Origin of the sequence: Romboutsia sp. BSD2780061687b_171204_C1 (assembly GCF_015560225.1) — a bacterium.
GTDB classification, from domain to species: domain Bacteria; phylum Bacillota; class Clostridia; order Peptostreptococcales; family Peptostreptococcaceae; genus Romboutsia_C; species Romboutsia_C hominis.
The window spans coordinates 903553-919737 of record NZ_JADMRK010000001.1; the positions used below are offsets into that span (position 1 = coordinate 903553).

Annotated in this window: 16 protein-coding genes; all 16 read right to left on the reverse strand. The window is 30.5% G+C overall.

Annotated features, from left to right (window positions below):
- Nucleotides 1-12 precede the first annotated feature (12 nt).
- Nucleotides 13-987: an electron transfer flavoprotein subunit alpha/FixB family protein gene (locus I2H23_RS04560; RefSeq protein WP_195581128.1), complete on the reverse strand. Its 975-nt coding sequence runs from the start codon at nt 985-987 to the stop codon at nt 13-15.
- A gap of 58 nt (nt 988-1045) precedes the next feature.
- The gene (locus I2H23_RS04565) at nt 1046-1843 is read right to left on the reverse strand and encodes an electron transfer flavoprotein subunit beta/FixA family protein (protein WP_166505475.1); all 798 of its coding nucleotides are present in this window, start codon (nt 1841-1843) and stop codon (nt 1046-1048) included.
- A gap of 22 nt (nt 1844-1865) precedes the next feature.
- Nucleotides 1866-2990: an acyl-CoA dehydrogenase gene (locus I2H23_RS04570; RefSeq protein ID WP_092925689.1), complete on the reverse strand. Its 1125-nt coding sequence runs from the start codon at nt 2988-2990 to the stop codon at nt 1866-1868.
- A gap of 30 nt (nt 2991-3020) precedes the next feature.
- Entirely contained in the window at nt 3021-4205 is a 1185-nt protein-coding gene (locus I2H23_RS04575; protein WP_092925687.1) for an acetyl-CoA C-acetyltransferase, read from the reverse strand.
- 60 nt (nt 4206-4265) lie between these two features.
- Nucleotides 4266-5108 carry a 3-hydroxybutyryl-CoA dehydrogenase gene (locus tag I2H23_RS04580; protein WP_092925685.1) on the reverse strand — a complete coding sequence of 281 codons (843 nt, stop codon included), beginning with the start codon at nt 5106-5108 and terminating at the stop codon, nt 4266-4268.
- A gap of 11 nt (nt 5109-5119) precedes the next feature.
- The gene (locus I2H23_RS04585; RefSeq protein WP_092925683.1) at nt 5120-5923 is read right to left on the reverse strand and encodes an enoyl-CoA hydratase-related protein; all 804 of its coding nucleotides are present in this window, start codon (nt 5921-5923) and stop codon (nt 5120-5122) included.
- A gap of 611 nt (nt 5924-6534) precedes the next feature.
- A complete protein-coding gene (nhaC, locus tag I2H23_RS04590; RefSeq protein WP_092925681.1) occupies nt 6535-7977 on the reverse strand; it encodes a Na+/H+ antiporter NhaC in 1443 nt (480 codons plus the stop codon).
- 160 nt (nt 7978-8137) lie between these two features.
- Nucleotides 8138-8518 carry a hotdog domain-containing protein gene (locus I2H23_RS04595; protein ID WP_092925679.1) on the reverse strand — a complete coding sequence of 127 codons (381 nt, stop codon included), beginning with the start codon at nt 8516-8518 and terminating at the stop codon, nt 8138-8140.
- Nucleotides 8519-8712: 194 nt separating this feature from the next.
- Nucleotides 8713-10041 carry a DUF389 domain-containing protein gene (locus tag I2H23_RS04600; RefSeq protein WP_092925677.1) on the reverse strand — a complete coding sequence of 443 codons (1329 nt, stop codon included), beginning with the start codon at nt 10039-10041 and terminating at the stop codon, nt 8713-8715.
- 107 nt (nt 10042-10148) lie between these two features.
- Nucleotides 10149-10916, reverse strand: coding sequence for a class I SAM-dependent methyltransferase (locus I2H23_RS04605; protein WP_195581129.1), 768 nt, complete (start codon nt 10914-10916; stop codon nt 10149-10151).
- A 163-nt stretch (nt 10917-11079) separates the two neighbouring features.
- On the reverse strand, nt 11080-12264 hold the full coding sequence (locus tag I2H23_RS04610; RefSeq protein ID WP_092925673.1) for a sodium ion-translocating decarboxylase subunit beta: 1185 nt from the start codon (nt 12262-12264) through the stop codon (nt 11080-11082).
- A 154-nt stretch (nt 12265-12418) separates the two neighbouring features.
- The gene (locus I2H23_RS04615) at nt 12419-12808 is read right to left on the reverse strand and encodes a biotin/lipoyl-containing protein (protein WP_207733558.1); all 390 of its coding nucleotides are present in this window, start codon (nt 12806-12808) and stop codon (nt 12419-12421) included.
- Between the two features lie 21 nt (nt 12809-12829).
- Nucleotides 12830-13213 (reverse strand): OadG family protein, encoded by a 384-nt coding sequence (locus I2H23_RS04620; RefSeq protein ID WP_092925671.1) that lies wholly within the window; start codon nt 13211-13213, stop codon nt 12830-12832.
- A 14-nt stretch (nt 13214-13227) separates the two neighbouring features.
- Entirely contained in the window at nt 13228-14775 is a 1548-nt protein-coding gene (mmdA, locus tag I2H23_RS04625) for a methylmalonyl-CoA decarboxylase subunit alpha (RefSeq protein ID WP_195581130.1), read from the reverse strand.
- Between the two features lie 49 nt (nt 14776-14824).
- Nucleotides 14825-15235 carry a methylmalonyl-CoA epimerase gene (gene mce / locus I2H23_RS04630; RefSeq protein ID WP_092925667.1) on the reverse strand — a complete coding sequence of 137 codons (411 nt, stop codon included), beginning with the start codon at nt 15233-15235 and terminating at the stop codon, nt 14825-14827.
- Between the two features lie 9 nt (nt 15236-15244).
- The gene (gene meaB, locus I2H23_RS04635; RefSeq protein ID WP_092925665.1) at nt 15245-16183 is read right to left on the reverse strand and encodes a methylmalonyl Co-A mutase-associated GTPase MeaB; all 939 of its coding nucleotides are present in this window, start codon (nt 16181-16183) and stop codon (nt 15245-15247) included.
- Nucleotides 16184-16185 lie beyond the last annotated feature (2 nt).

The window sequence follows — 16185 nt, forward strand, 5'->3', positions numbered from 1 at the left end:
AATTTAAATTTATTATGCTAATTCTTGTATTAAATTTTTAATAACTTTATTAACATCTCCTACTATAGAAACATCTGCAACTTCAAATATAGGTGCTTCACTATTTTTATTTATAGCCACTATAAATTCAGATTCTTCCATTCCAGCTAAATGTTGTATAGCTCCTGATATACCACAAGCAAGGTAAAGGTCTGGTCTTACAGTTTTACCAGTTTGTCCTACTTGACGAGATTTATCAACCCATCCTGCATCAACTACAGCACGAGAAGCACTTACTTCAGCCCCTAATATGTCTGCTAATTCATATAAATCATCCATATTTTCTTTAGAACCTATTCCTCTTCCTGCTGATATAAGTATATTAGCATCTTCTATGTTAACCTTCTTTATAGTTTCTTTTACATATTCTAATACTTCTACATTTTTACCATTTTCACTAAAATCTACTGCAAAATTTTCAACATTTCCAGTTCTTGTAGTATCTTTTTTTAACTTTTTCATAACTCCTGGTCTTACAGTGCTCATTTGTGGTCTATGATTTGGACATATTATAGTCGCCATTATATTCCCACCAAATGCAGGTCTAGTCATTAAAAGGCCACTAGTTTCATCATCTATTTCAAGTGATGTACAGTCTGCTGTAAGCCCTGTTCCAATAGTTGCACTAACTCTTGGTGCTAAATCTCTACCTATTGTAGTTGCTCCTACTAAAACTATTTCTGGATCTTTTTTATTTATAACATCACAAAGTGCTTTAGTGTATGTATTAGTAACATATACATCTAAGTTTTCATCATCTACACAAATTACTTCATCTGCACCATATTGTATAAGCTCTTCACTTAAACTTTTAACATTATGTCCAAGAAGCACTGCACTTACTTTACTATTTAATTTATCTGCTAACTCTTTACCTCTTCCTATTAATTCCAAAGAAACATTTTGGATCTCACCGCTTCTTTGCTCAACAAAAACCATTACACTCATTATTTTTCCTCCTATAATCACTACTCTTTGAGAAATATTTCGTCAAATTGTTTAGTTTTTAAGCCTTAGCTTCAGTTATTATAAACTTTTCTTTAAGAGCATTTACTATTATTGATGCTCCTTCTTTTTCATCTACATCATAAAGTGTTCCTTTTGCTTTAACACCCTTAGTAAATGATTTTTTAACTTTTGTTGGAGAACCTTTTAGTCCTATCTCTTCTAAACAAACATCTATATCTTTTAAAGTCCAAGTTTCTATTTTTTCTTCTCTCATACAATCATATATTCTAGAAACTCTCATATATCTTGGAGTGTTCATTTCTTTTAAAGTAGTTATAAGAAGTGGCATTTTAGCCTTTATAACTTGATATCCATCTTCAAAAGCTCTATTTACTATTACATTCTCACCTTCTACTTCTAACTTTTCAACATAAGTTATAGATGGTATATCAAGATGATTTGCTATTTGAGGTCCAACTTGTGCGGTATCTCCATCTATTGCTTGTCTTCCTGCTATTATTAAATCATAGTCTAACTTCTTTATAGCTCCTGCTATAGTTTTTGAAGTAGCTAATGTATCAGCTCCTGCAAAAGCTCTATCTGTAAGAAGTATTGCTTTATCAGCACCCATGGCTATTGCTTCTTTTAATGCATTTTTAGCTTGTGGTGGTCCCATTGTTAACACTGTAACTGTTGCACCCATTTTTTCTTTTAAATTTACTGCTTCTTCTATACCTGCTTTATCATCAGGGTTTATAATACTTGGTACACCATCTCTTATTAATGTACCAGTTTTAGGATCTAATTTTACTTCTGTTGTATCTGGTACTTGCTTTACACAAACTAATATATTCATATTCTTTCCTCCTAAAAATTTGCTATTTAAGTAAGTCTGCACTTATAACCATTCTTTGTACTTCACTTGTTCCTTCGTATATTTCAGTTATTTTTGCATCTCTCATCATTCTTTCTATATCATATTCACGAGTGTATCCGTATCCTCCGTGAAGTTGAACTGCTTTAGTTGTAACTTCCATCGCTACTTCAGATGCATAAAGTTTTGCCATAGCAGCATCTACGCTATATGGTTTACCTGCATCTTTTTTGCTTGCAGCCTTATATACTAAAAGCCTTGCAGCTTCTATTTTAGTTTTCATATTAGCAAGTTCAAATTGAGTATTTTGAAATGCCGATAAGCTTCTACCAAATTGCTTTCTTTCTTTTACATAATCAACTGTAACATCTAATGCACCTTGTGCAATTCCTAATGCCTGTGCAGCTATTCCTATACGACCACCATCTAGTGTCTTCATAGCTATTTTAAATCCTTGTCCAACTTTACCTAATAAGTTTTCTTTAGGTATTACACAGTTTTCAAATATAAGTTCACAAGTTGCAGAACCTCTTATACCAAGCTTTTTCTCTTTTTTACCTATTGTAAATCCTTCTGTTCCTTTTTCAACTATGAAAGCTGATATTCCACGAGTTCCTTTTGATTTATCAGTCATAGCCATAACTATATATATATCAGCAGGACCTGCATTAGTTATAAATATCTTAGTTCCATTTAATATATAATTATCTCCATCTAAAACTGCAGTAGTTTGTTGAGCTGATGCATCTGTACCTGCATTAGGTTCAGTTAAACCAAAAGCACCTAATTTTTCACCTTTTGCAAGTGGTACTAAAAACTTTTGCTTTTGTTCTTCTGTACCAAATTCATATATTGGATTAGCACCTAATGAAGTATGAGCAGATAATATTACCCCTGTAGTTCCACAAGCTTTTGAAAGTTCTTCAACAGCTAATGTGTATCCTAAATAATCTCCTCCTTCTCCACCATACTCTTTCGGAAAAGGTATTCCTAACATTCCACATTCAGCCATCTTATCAACTGTTGCATATGGGAATTTTTCTTCTTCATCTATCTCATGAGCTATAGGAGCTACCTCATTTACTGTAAACTCTCTATACATTTGTTTTAATAATTCATATTTTTCCATAAATTTCTCCCCTCTTTTGAATACACTATTTTAGCATTTTTTTATTATTAAACTAGTACCTTGTCCACCACCTATACAAAGTGTAGCAAGTCCTAGGTTAGCATCTTCTCTTTTTTGCATTTCATGTATTAAAGAAACTAATATTCTACATCCACTAGCTCCTACTGGATGCCCAAGTGCTATTGCACCACCATTTACATTTACTTTTTCCATATCAAAGTCTAATCCTTTTGATACTGATAAAGCTTGTACTGCAAAAGCTTCATTTGCTTCTATTAAATCTATATCATCTAGGTTTAAGTTTGCTTTTTGAAGAGCTTTTTCTGTTGATGGAACTGGACCATAACCCATTATAGATGGATCAACCCCTGCTGAAGCATAAGAAACTATACTTGCTAATGGTTTTAATCCTAATTCATCACACTTTTCTCTACTCATAAGTATAACCATAGCACTACCATCATTTATTCCTGATGCATTTCCTGCACTAACAGTTCCATCTTTTTTAAATGCTGGTCTTAATTTAGATAATCTTTCTATAGTAGTGTTATGCTTTGGATGCTCATCAGTATCAAATACAATAGGATCACCTTTTCTTTGTGGTATTAAAACTTCAACTATTTCATCCTTAAATCTATTGTTTAATTGAGCCTGTTTAGCTTTTTCCTGACTTAAAAGAGCAAATTTATCTTGTTCTTCTCTAGTTATACCAAACTTTTCTGCTAAATTTTCTGCAGTTATCCCCATGTGGTAATTATTAAAGGCATCTGTTAAGCCATCATTTACTAAAGAGTCAACTATTTTATTATCCCCTAGTCCATATCCATATCTACCTCTATTTAATAAATATGGTGCATTACTCATACTTTCACATCCACCAGCAAGTACTACATCACAATCTCCAAGAGCTATAAACTGTGCTGCCATACTAACTGCTCTAAGACCAGAACCACAAACTTTATTTATAGCAAGTGCTGGAGTTTCTACTGGGACATTAGCTTTTATAGCAACTTGTCTTGCTACATTTTGTCCAAGGCCTGCACTTAATACATTTCCTATTAACACCTCATCTATTATTTCAGGATTTATATTAGCTCTTTTTATTGCTTCTTTAGCCGCTATACTTCCTAATTCTACAGAACTTACATCTTTAAGTGCCCCACCTAAAGATCCTATAGGAGTTCTAACTGCTGATACTATAACAACTTCTCTCATATTCTTCCTCCCTTGACAATATAAAATTTTTTTTGTTTATTTAAAGAATTTTATAATTAATTATTGATAATCATAAAATCCTTTTTTAACTTTTCTTCCTAACATGCCACCCCTAACCATTTTTTTAAGAAGTGGATGTGGTCTATATTTTGAATCCCCAAATTCACTATATAGTACTTCCATTATATTTAGACATACGTCTAGGCCTATAAGATCACCTAATGCTAATGGTCCTATTGGATGATTTGCTCCTAATTTCATTGCATTATCTATATCTTCTGCACTTGCAATGCCTTCTGCAAATATTCCTATTGCTTCATTTATCATAGGTACTAGAATTCTATTAACTACAAATCCTGGTGCTTCAGATACACTTACAGGAGTTTTATTTAATTGTTTACATAATTCAAATATTGTATTGTGGGTTTCTTTTGATGTTAGCATACCGTCTATTACTTCTATTAATTTCATAACTGGTGCTGGGTTAAAAAAGTGCATTCCTATTACTTTTTCAGGTCTATTGGTACTTATTGATAGGTCTGTTATCGACAATGATGATGTATTTGTTGCAAATATTGTTTCTTCTTTACATATTTCATCTAGTTCTTTAAGTAATTGTTTTTTGATTTGTATATTTTCAACTATAGCCTCTATTACTAAATCACAATCTTTTGCTTCTTCTAATTCTATAGTTGAGTTAAGTCTGTTTAGTATTTCATTTTTTTCTTCTTCTTTTATCTTCTCTTTTGCTACTTTTCTTTCTAAACTTTTTGTTATTAACTTAATCCCTTTTTCTATACTGTCATTGTTTAAATCTCTAAGTATTACTTGATGTCCATTAGATATAAGTACTTCTGCAATACCACTTCCCATAGTACCGCTTCCTATTACCATTATTTTCATGATATTTCCCCCTATAATGAACTGCTTACTTTTTTATCACAATGTATATTAAATTTTGGATCTCTTTTTTCTAAAAAGGCACTCATACCTTCTTCTTGGTCATAACTTGCAAAACATAGCCCAAATAGATAGCTTTCTAGATTTATAGCATTATCTATATCTATTTCATACCCTTTATTTATAGCATTTTTAGCATATCTTACGGCAAGTTGACCTTTAGATGCAATAAGCTTTGCCATATCTATACATTCTTCTAGTAAAGTTTCATGCGATGTAACTTTATTTACTAGATTTATGTTTAGTGCATCTTCTGCTTTTATTATTTGGGCACTGTATATAAGTTCTTTAGCTTTCCCTATTCCAACTATTCTAGATAACCTTTGAGTTCCCCCAAATCCAGGTAATATACCAAGATTGACTTCTACTTGTCCAAATTTTGCTTTTGTGCTTGCTATTCTAATATCACAACTCATAGCAATCTCTAATCCTCCACCTAGGCAAAATCCATTTATCCCCGCTATTATAGGCTTCTCGCAGTTTTCTATTTTTCTAAACAAGTCATTTCCAGTTTTTGAAAATCTTCTCGCTTCTTCAAAATTCATATCTTTCATAGCTTCTATATCTGCCCCTGCTACGAAAGCTCTTCCTTGACCTGTTATTATACCTACATAAATTTCCTCATCTTTTTTGATGATATCAATAGCCATATCTAATTCTTTTAATACTTCTTCATTTAAAGAATTCAAATATTCTTCCCTAGCTATATTAATTATGTATATATTCCCCTCTTTAGTGCAAATTAAATTTTTAAACATATTTTTTCCATCCTTATATCCTATTTACTAATAGTAACACAGATGTCCTATTTCCTCTCTTAGCAATTTAGTAATTTAGTGATTTATAATTACAGCTTTGAACCAAATATTTCCTCATGTTCTTAATATTCTGCATTTATTTTCATATTCCTTCTTTTATTTTTATTTTTTTACATTTTTAATTTGTAGCTAAAATTTTAGGATAAATATTTTCTTATGTATTATATTCTGTATTTATTTCTATATTCCTTCTTTTATTTTTATTTTTTTACATTTTCTTTTTATAATATATAATATTCTACTTTATTCTTCATATTACCTCTTTATATTTTACATTTTTTGTATATTATTTTTTTTATATATAAGTCAGTATTACATATACTTATAATTATTAATAAGCATCATTTGTTATTAATTAAAAATTTTTATCCTAATATTTATTAATAAATTTTATATATATTATTTTTTATATATAAATATTCTTCGCTTTCTCTTATACTCCTTCTTTTTTATAAAAATTTGTCATATAAAGTTTGAAAATAGACTTTTTTTGAAAATTTTCTATAAATAAGAAAGAGGCTAATCTTTAATTAAGATAGCCTCTTTCTTATTTATAGTATACCTTTTTCTATTTCTTCTTTAACTTTTCCCATTTCTTCAGGAGGTAATTTTTCTATAGTTATACCAGTAGCTGCGTATATTAAAGATATTATAGGATTTATTAAGTTTAAAAATGCAAATGGTAAATAAGCAAATGGGTGAATTCCTAAAGTTACCCACATATAAGCCCCACATGTATTCCATGGGATAAGTGGTGATGTTAGTGTTCCACTATCTTCTAGTGCCCTTGATAAATTTTTTGGATGATATCCTCTTTTTCTAAATTCATTTTTATACATTCTTCCTGGTAAAACTATTGATAGATATTGGTCTCCAGTCGCTAAATTTACTCCTATACAAGATACTATAGTAGCTAAAACTAATCCAAAAGAACCTTTTGCAAATCTCAAAAGTGCACTTGATAGTGCCTCTAGCATTCCCGTTTTTTCAAGTAATCCTCCTAAACTAAGTGCACATAATATAAGTGAAACTGTCCACATCATAGAATCAAGACCACCACGACTTAATAGTGCATCAACATCAGCTACTCCTGTTTCTGATACATATCCATAATGAGCAGCTCCTACTATATCAGTTAAATTAGATCCTTGACAGAAATATGCAAATATTCCACCTAGTAGTGTTCCTATTAATAATCCTGGTATCGCTGGTACTTTACATATGACAAGTATTATTACTAAAATAGGTGGGATAAATAGTATCGGTGATAAAGTATTATATGAATCACTAAGTGTACTTCTTATAAGTTCAATATTTGCCATATCAAGTTCTTTGCCTGCATATTTCATACCTATTATTCCATAAAGTATAAGTGCTATTATAAGTGCTGGTCCAGTAGTGTATATCATATGTTTTATATGTTCAAATAGCTCTGATCCTGCCATTGCTGGTGCTAAGTTTGTAGTATCCGAAAGTGGTGACATTTTATCTCCAAAGTATGCCCCAGATATTATAGCTCCTGCTACAAGTGGAGCTGGCATTCCAAGGCCTTGCCCGATACCAATAAGTGCAATACCAACAGTTCCTGCTGTAGTCCAAGATGATCCAGTAGCAAGTGATACTATTGCACATATTATTGTAGTTGCTGGTAGGAATATTGCTGGTGATAATATTTCAAGCCCCCAATAAATCATTGATGGTACTGTTCCACTTAGTATCCATGTTCCTATAAGTGTACCTACTATCATAAGTATAAGTATCGCCTGCATTGCCATCTTTATAGTTTCAAGTATTGTTACTTCTAACTCTTTCCAGCTAAACCCTAGCCTAAATATTCCAACACAACCTACCACAAGTGAACCTATTATAAGTGGTATATGTGGATCCGCATCGAGTTTTATCAGTGAATATGCTAATACTATAACTAAAAGTATTAATGGTATTATAGATTCTATAAGAGTTGCCTTTCTCTGGGTTTTTGGTTTTGCTTTCAAAATATTCCCCCCTTATTTTTATATTTTATTAATCTATATTAAATTTTCTGAAAATTATACCAATTCTTTAGTTATTTTTAATATATTCATGTATAATAAACTCTATAAATTCTATATTTATAACTTTTATAATATTTAACTTAATAATTCATATTTTTATCTATTTCCTTTGTTTATCTTTAGGAACTACACAAGTTCCAGTAGCTTTACATACAACTATAGGTCTTAGTAATACCTCTCCTGCTGAATCGCTTATATCTGATGCTGATTGTATAACCTTTCTCGCTTCAAAATTCATTTTTCTAGATGTGGTTCCAAAAGATATTAATTCTCCACTAACCTCAATATAGTCTCCTGCATATACAGGTGCTAAAAACTCTATATTGTCATAAGATCTAAATAAACCTTCATCTCCATCATGCTTTATAAGTATTTCTGTGGCCGCATCTTTAAATAATTTAAGTATCTTTGAACTATCTACTACATTTTTGCCATAGTTAGCATCATTTGTCCCTATCCTAACTCTTATTAAAGACTTCATTTACTTGTCCCCTTCCTTAATTTAATTTTTAACCTTTACTAAATACTATGAAATAGACTTAGATATATATTACATAAACAACTATATATTAATTTGTAAAAAATACTACTTTTGTAACATGTAAAAAAGCACTAAAAATCATAATTATAATTTTTAGTGCTTTTTTACATGTTGATTAACTTATTATTAGTGTCTTATTTTTTATATTCATTATCAGTTTTAGTTTCTTTTTCTGTAGAAATCATTTGCACATAAACTTTAACTCCATCTTCTTTAGTTCTAGCTTTAAACCAGTTTTCTATAGTAGGTATACTTTTGCTTAAGGTTTCATCATTTGTATATAGTATAAGTACCGGTACTTCTTTTGAACTATTAGTATCACTAGTTACATATCCTAAATATACTTCTTTTATCTGAGGATAAATAACTTTTATTTCTTTTGATATTTCTTGCACATTTGTATCTTCTTTTATATCACCTGTCTTATTAGATACATTATTATCCTTTATAAATATATTACTTTGATTTTTTATATCAGATATATACTTTTCTATATCAGATATGCTTCCTTCATCTTGCTTTATTATTAAATCCATATCTTTAAATCCATAATTATGTAAATTTTTTTCTAAAATTTTAAATTCATTTCTTGATATTTTTTCTCCAATTAATGCTAAAGTTATAGTGTTATTTTTTGTATTTATGTTTTTTTCTATTACATATTGATCTTTTAATTCTGTATTAATAAAAGCATCTAAATTACTTTCATCTATTGTTTCTTGTATCATATTAAGTGCAGAAAATACGCTAGGTATCATAACTATTACAGCTGTAATTAATATAATTCTTTTTACCCTATGTTGTTTTTCATCATCTAAATTAGTTCTAGCTGGTAAATTTAATGCTTTTGTAACTATAAAAGTTGACGTTATTATAAAAAAGCAATTAATAAAAAATAAATATCCTGCACCAAGAAATATATGATAATTTTTAGTAGCAAGTCCATATCCTGCTGTACAAAGTGGTGGCATAAGTGCAGTAGCTATAGCAACTCCCGGTATTACGTTACTAATTTTATTACGAGTTAGTCCAACCATTCCTGCTATACCACCAACAAAAGCTATTATAACGTCCCATATAGTTGGACTAGTCCTTGCTAATATTTCACTACCTGCTGTTGTTATTGGTGTTATTGAAAAATATAATGTAGATGTTATTATACTTATAAAAACTGATATTGTTAGTATTTTAAAAGCTTCTTTTAATAACTTTAAATTATAAGTACCTACACCATAGCCTATACCTATAATAGAACCCATAAGTGGTGATATAAGCATAGCACCTATTATTACTGCAGTAGAGTTCATATTAAGTCCAACAGATGCTATTATTATTGCACATATTAGTATTATAAAGTTTGCACCGTGTACATTCATTCCTTCTAATATGTTTTCATGTATCTCCTCATTGGTGGCTTGGTTTCTAGTAAATTCATATATAAAATTTTCTTTACTAAATTTCATAAATTTCCTCCTGAGCTATATAATGTCCTATTTAATATATTTAAATTTACTATATTATGGTACAATTTGCAAGTAATTAGATTTCTAATCTATATTATATATATTATTTATAATTTTATTGCCTTCGTAGCTATATAAGTATCTATATATTTTCCTAATATATCATCTTCTATCTTATCTTCATAAAATCCACCTATTACAAAACCTGCTTCAATTTGACCTCCTATTTGACTATAAAGTGTATGCCCAAACTCTAAAGGTTCTTTATTTTTTATAAATTCTTCTAGTTTTTCTTTTGGCAGTTGCTTTATATCTGAATAAGGTATAGTGTTTGCTACTGCTAAATTACCTTTTTCCCATTCACATAAGTCGAATATATATACTATAGGATTTGTAAATCCAGCTATTAGCACACCACCCTTTTTAAGTACTCTGTAGCACTCTTTCCAAGTCTTTTCTATATTATCTATAAATGTGTTTGATACTGGATGAAATATAAAATCAAAGCTTTCATCCTCAAATCTTGATAAATCTCTCATATCACCTTGTTCTAAATCTATTTTAAGATTATCCCTTTTACTTATAAGCTCATCTTTTAATAGCTGTTCTTTGCTATTATCAAATACGGTTACATTTGACCCTAGTGCAGAAAAAATTGGTCCTTGTTGTCCTCCACCACATGCTAGGCAAAGTACCTTTTTATCCTTTATGTTCCCTATCCACTCTTTGGGTACTAATTTTGTTGGTGTTAATAATAGTTTATACTCTCCATTTCTTGCTTTATCTACATCTTCACTACTTACAGGCATTGTCCACTTATTTCCTTTTTTAACCTCATTATCCCAAGCATTACTATTATATTTTAATATATCCATATATCTCCCTCCTCTATTATAATTACTAACAATTCCTATAATTTTTCTCATCAAATTTTTTAAATTTATACAATTAAATATAAATACCATATTTTAACTAAAAAAAGGATATCTCTTTTAATTCTTAAAACTTTTAGAGATATCCTTCGTCTACTAAATATATTTATCCAAATAAACTAAGAAGTATTCCTGCCGCTACTGCTGAACCTATAACTCCAGCAACATTTGGTCCCATCGCATACATAAGTATGAAATTGCCTGGATTTTCTTCTTGTGCTACTTTATGAGCAACCCTTGCAGCCATAGGAACTGCTGATACTCCTGCGGCTCCTATAAGTGGATTTACTTTATCTTTGCTAAATTTATTCATTAATTTTGCAAATAATACACCTGATCCAGTTCCTATACTAAATGCTATTATACCAAGTACAAATATTTTTATAGTTTGCATGCTTAAAAATATTTCTGCCTCTGCTGATGCTCCAACTGCTAATCCTAAAAATATAGTTATCATATTCATTAAAGCATTACTTGCAGTATCTGATAATCTATCTGTAACCATACACTCTTTAAGTAAATTTCCAAACATAAGAAGTCCTATCAATGTAGCTGCTGATGGCAATAATAGTGATACTACTATTGTTACTGCTATTGGAAATATTATTTTTGTTTTTTTAGACACCAACTTTGATTGTGTCATAACTATACTTCTTTCTTCTTTAGTTGTTAAAGCTTTCATAATAGGTGGTTGAATAATTGGTACTAGTGCCATATAAGAATATGCAGCAACTGCTATAGGTGCTAATAAGTGAGGTGCTAACTTTGTCGTTAAGTATATTGCAGTAGGTCCATCAGCTCCACCAATTATTCCTATTGATGATGCTTCAAGGCCAGTAAACCCTAAAAGTAATGCTCCTATAAATGTAAAGAATATCCCAAATTGAGCTGATGCTCCTAGTAACATGGTTTTAGGATTTGCTATTAATGGCCCAAAGTCTGTGCATGCTCCTACACCTAGAAATATTAGTGGTGGAAATATTCCAAGCTTTGCACCTTGATATAAATAATGTAAAAGTCCTCCTGGTGATTTAGTATTTATAGTTCCATTTATAGCTTCATTTGTTAATTCTAAATTACTAATTGATGATATTGGCCCATTCATAACACCTGCCAACGGAAGGTTTGTAAGTAACATACCAAAAGCTATGGGTACTAATAATAATGGTTCAAATTCTTTTGCTATTGCTAAATATAATAAAATACAAGCAATAAAAATCATAATTATTTGTTGCCATGATATATTAACAATCCCCATAGATGAAATAAAATTATTTATAACTTCTATCACGGGTAAGTCCCCCTTTTTCTATTCTAGGAAATTGTAATTTTCCCTATTCTGATAAGTTTGATTTTACGTACTATAAAAACTCTCCTCTATCTTAATCTTTTGCTCAAATTATATGTAATATAAAGTATTTGTAGTTTTATTATAATCTAAAGTACTATTTTATAGATAAAAGTATATCTCCAACACTTACAGATGCTCCTTTTGAAACATTAACAGATGTAACTGTTCCGTCAGAATCTGCCATTATTTCATTTTCCATTTTCATAGCTTCAAGTATTAATAAAACTTGACCTTTTTTTACACTATCTCCTTCTTTGACTTTAACATCGCATATAGTTCCTGGCATTGGAGCATTTACTTGACCAGAACTATTTGAGGCTTTAGGTGATGATTGAGCTTTATTTTGTACTTTAGATGCTTTATCTATTTGGTGTGTACTTTGTGCTTGTGGTACTTTTGAAATATGACTCGCTACGCTACTTAGTTCTTCTACTTCTACTTCATATGTATTTCCATTAACTGTTATATTATATTTTTTTATCATTATTAAACTCCCCCTGCTACTTTATTTAGTAGTACTTTTAGTCATTCTTTCCCAATTTGTTTTTGAGTTATTAGTTCTAGATATTTTTCTTACTATTATATTATTTGTACTATTTCTAGTTGAAGCTGCTATTGCTGCAGTTATTACGGATACTAATTCTTCTATACTTTCATCTTTTTTAAATTCATTACTTTCTGTCATAGTTTCTTTCTCAGTACTATCCTTAAGCTTAGCTTGTGATTTTTCACTTTGAAGTAACTTTATTATAGCTGTTATAACTAATAAAATTATAAAAACTACACTCATAGACAGTAATGCTACACTAACACCTGCTAATAATGTTTCTCCTATTGGTAATGTTATTGTAGGATCTTTTAAACTTTCTAATAATTGACTAATATTCATATATTACCACCTTCCTATAAAGGTATATTTCCATGTTTTTTAGGCGGTCTTTCTTCTCTTTTAGATGATAATGTATCAAGTGCATCAGCTATTCTTACTCTTGAGTATGCAGGTTCTATTACATCATCTAAATATCCTCTTTCCGCTGCTTTGTATGGAGTTGCAAACTCATCACTATATTCATTTATCTTAACTTCTCTCATTTCTTTAGGATTTTGGGCATTTTTTATATCATTTTTAAATATTATATTTGCTGCACCACTTGGTCCCATAACTGCAACTTCAGCACTTGGCCAAGCAAGTACCATATCTGCTCCCAGATCTTTTGAACACATAGCAAGATATGAACCACCATAAGCTTTTCTAGTTATTAAAGTTATTTTTGGTACTGTAGCTTCACTATATGCATAAAGCATTTTTGCACCATGTCTTATTATCCCTCCATACTCTTGAGATGTTCCTGGTAAAAATCCTGGTACATCTACTAATGTAATTATCGGAATATTAAAAGCATCGCAAGTTCTTATAAACCTTGCACTTTTATCTGATGCATTTATATCAAGTGATCCTGCCATAATTTTAGGTTGATTTGCAATTATACCAATACTTTCTCCGTTTACTCTTGCAAATCCAGTTATCATATTTTGTGCAAAATATGGTTGGACTTCATAGAAATCACACTCATCTACTATTTCATATATTATTTCTTTCATATCATATGGCTTATTGGCATCATCTGGAATTATGCTGTTTAATATATCATTTTTTCTATTGGCATCATCTATTGTATCTATTATTGGAGCTTTCTCTGAGTTGTTTGATGGTAAAAAACTAAGCAGTTTTCTTATTTGTTGTATACAGTCCTCATCGTTATTTGCTATAAAGTGAGCTACTCCAGAAGTAGTATTATGAGTAGATGCTCCACCTAAACTTTCAGCACTAACTTCTTCACCTGTTACTGTTTTTATAACCTGTGGCCCTGTTATAAACATTTGACTAGTTTTATCTACCATATATATAAAATCTGTCAGTGCCGGTGAATATACTGCACCTCCTGCACAAGGACCCATAATTGCAGATATTTGTGGTACTACCCCCGATGCTATTGTGTTTTTATAAAATATCTCTCCGTATCCAGCTAATGCATCAACGCCTTCTTGTATTCTAGCTCCTCCTGAATCGTTAAGCCCTACTACTGGAGCTCCAACCTTAAGTGCCATATCCATAACTTTGCCTATTTTTTTAGCATGCATCTCACCTAAAGACCCACCAAGTACTGTAAAATCTTGTGCAAATGCACAAACTAATCTTCCCTCAACTTTACCATATCCGCATATTACACCTTCACCTGGCACTTCTTGTTTTTCCATACCAAAATTTGAACATCTATGTTTTACAAATGCATCTAATTCAACAAAAGTATTTTCATCAAATAATAAATTTAATCTTTCTCTTGCAGTTAATTTTCCTGATGCATGTTGTTTATCTATTCTCTTTTGCCCACCTCCTAGTTCTATCTTACTTCTTTTTTCATAAAGTAGATTTAACTTTTCTTGTGACACAAAACCACCCCCAAAACTTTAGTTAATGTATTAAATGGTAAAGCAAATTTTATTTTCTTTCGCTTAGCTCAAGTAACACTCCATCAGTTCCTTTTGGATGACAGAAAGCTATTTTTGCATTTCCTGCTCCATATCTCGGTACTTCATCTATCATTTTATACCCTTTAGCTTTAACTTCTTCTATTGCTTTTTCTATATTATCTACTCTTATTGCTACGTGTTGTATTCCACCACGTCCATTATTTTTAGCTATAAATTTAGCTATAGGTCCATCTTCAGTAGTTGATTCTAGTAATTCAAGTTCAGTATCTCCAACTGGTAAAAATGCTACTCTGACTTTTTGTTCATTTACAATTTCTGTACCTTCACAATTTATTCCTAATACATCTTCATAAAATTTTAAACTTTCTTCTAAGTTATTTACAGCTATCCCCACATGGTCTACTTTTAATATTTCCATAGTTTCCTCCTAATCATTAATTATCTTTTCAACTAATATATCGCTAAGCGAATATATATCTATTTCCTTAGTTATAGTTTTATCTAAAAGCTCATTGACTTCGTTTGTATATTCTAGTTCTTTAACGAGCTTTGAAATCTTTCTTTGTACTAATTCTTTTACTTCTAATTTGTTTCGCTCAAATCTTTTTTTAGTTAGTTCCCCACTACTTTCTAAATAGTTTTTATGCTTTATTATATTTTTAAAAGTAGTATCTATACCTTCTCCAGTTTCTGCTACACATAAGTTTACCGGTGGTCTAAATTTCCAATCTTTTTTAAAATCAAGCATCATTTCTATTTCTAAAGCTGTTTTTTTCGCTCCATCCTTATCAGCCTTATTTATAACAAATACATCTCCAATTTCCATAACACCAGCTTTTATTGCTTGTATATCGTCTCCAAGACCTGGAACCATAATCATAAGTGTAGTGTCAGAATTTTTTACTATATCGATTTCTGATTGCCCAACTCCTACAGTTTCTATAAATATAAAGTCACACCCATAAGCATCAAGTATTTTTACAGCAGATTGTGTTGCATTTGATAGACCACCTAGGCTACCCCTTGTCCCCATAGACCTTATAAATACACCTTTGTCTAAACTTAAATCATTCATTCTTATTCTATCTCCAAGTATTGCTCCTTTTGTAAAAGGGCTTGTTGGGTCTATTGCAATTATACCGACTTTGTTTCCTCTACTTCTTATGTGTTTTACTAACTTATCTGTCATTGTAGATTTTCCTGCACCGGGAGGGCCTGTTATTCCCACTATATAGGCCCTTCCAGTATATTTATATATTTCTTTTAAGTACTTTTCATATCCATTTATTTCATTTTCTACAATAGTAATAAGCCTAGCACAATCCCTTTTTTTACCTTCTATAACTTTTTTTACTATATCACTCATAA

Excerpts from the sequence above, each read along its gene's own strand:
- I2H23_RS04560 (WP_195581128.1), bottom strand. The coding sequence starts at position 987 with ATGAGTGTAATGGTTTTTGTTGAGCAAAGAAGCGGTGAGATCCAAAAT.
- I2H23_RS04565 (WP_166505475.1), bottom strand. The coding sequence starts at position 1,843 with ATGAATATATTAGTTTGTGTAAAGCAAGTACCAGATACAACAGAAGTA.
- I2H23_RS04570 (WP_092925689.1), bottom strand. The coding sequence starts at position 2,990 with ATGGAAAAATATGAATTATTAAAACAAATGTATAGAGAGTTTACAGTA.
- I2H23_RS04575 (WP_092925687.1), bottom strand. The coding sequence starts at position 4,205 with ATGAGAGAAGTTGTTATAGTATCAGCAGTTAGAACTCCTATAGGATCT.
- I2H23_RS04580 (WP_092925685.1), bottom strand. The coding sequence starts at position 5,108 with ATGAAAATAATGGTAATAGGAAGCGGTACTATGGGAAGTGGTATTGCA.
- I2H23_RS04585 (WP_092925683.1), bottom strand. The coding sequence starts at position 5,923 with ATGTTTAAAAATTTAATTTGCACTAAAGAGGGGAATATATACATAATT.
- I2H23_RS04595 (WP_092925679.1), bottom strand. The coding sequence starts at position 8,518 with ATGAAGTCTTTAATAAGAGTTAGGATAGGGACAAATGATGCTAACTAT.
- I2H23_RS04600 (WP_092925677.1), bottom strand. The coding sequence starts at position 10,041 with ATGAAATTTAGTAAAGAAAATTTTATATATGAATTTACTAGAAACCAA.
- I2H23_RS04605 (WP_195581129.1), bottom strand. The coding sequence starts at position 10,916 with ATGGATATATTAAAATATAATAGTAATGCTTGGGATAATGAGGTTAAA.
- I2H23_RS04615 (WP_207733558.1), bottom strand. The coding sequence starts at position 12,808 with ATGATAAAAAAATATAATATAACAGTTAATGGAAATACATATGAAGTA.
- I2H23_RS04620 (WP_092925671.1), bottom strand. The coding sequence starts at position 13,213 with ATGAATATTAGTCAATTATTAGAAAGTTTAAAAGATCCTACAATAACA.
- mce (WP_092925667.1), bottom strand. The coding sequence starts at position 15,235 with ATGGAAATATTAAAAGTAGACCATGTGGGGATAGCTGTAAATAACTTA.
- meaB (WP_092925665.1), bottom strand. The coding sequence starts at position 16,183 with ATGAGTGATATAGTAAAAAAAGTTATAGAAGGTAAAAAAAGGGATTGT.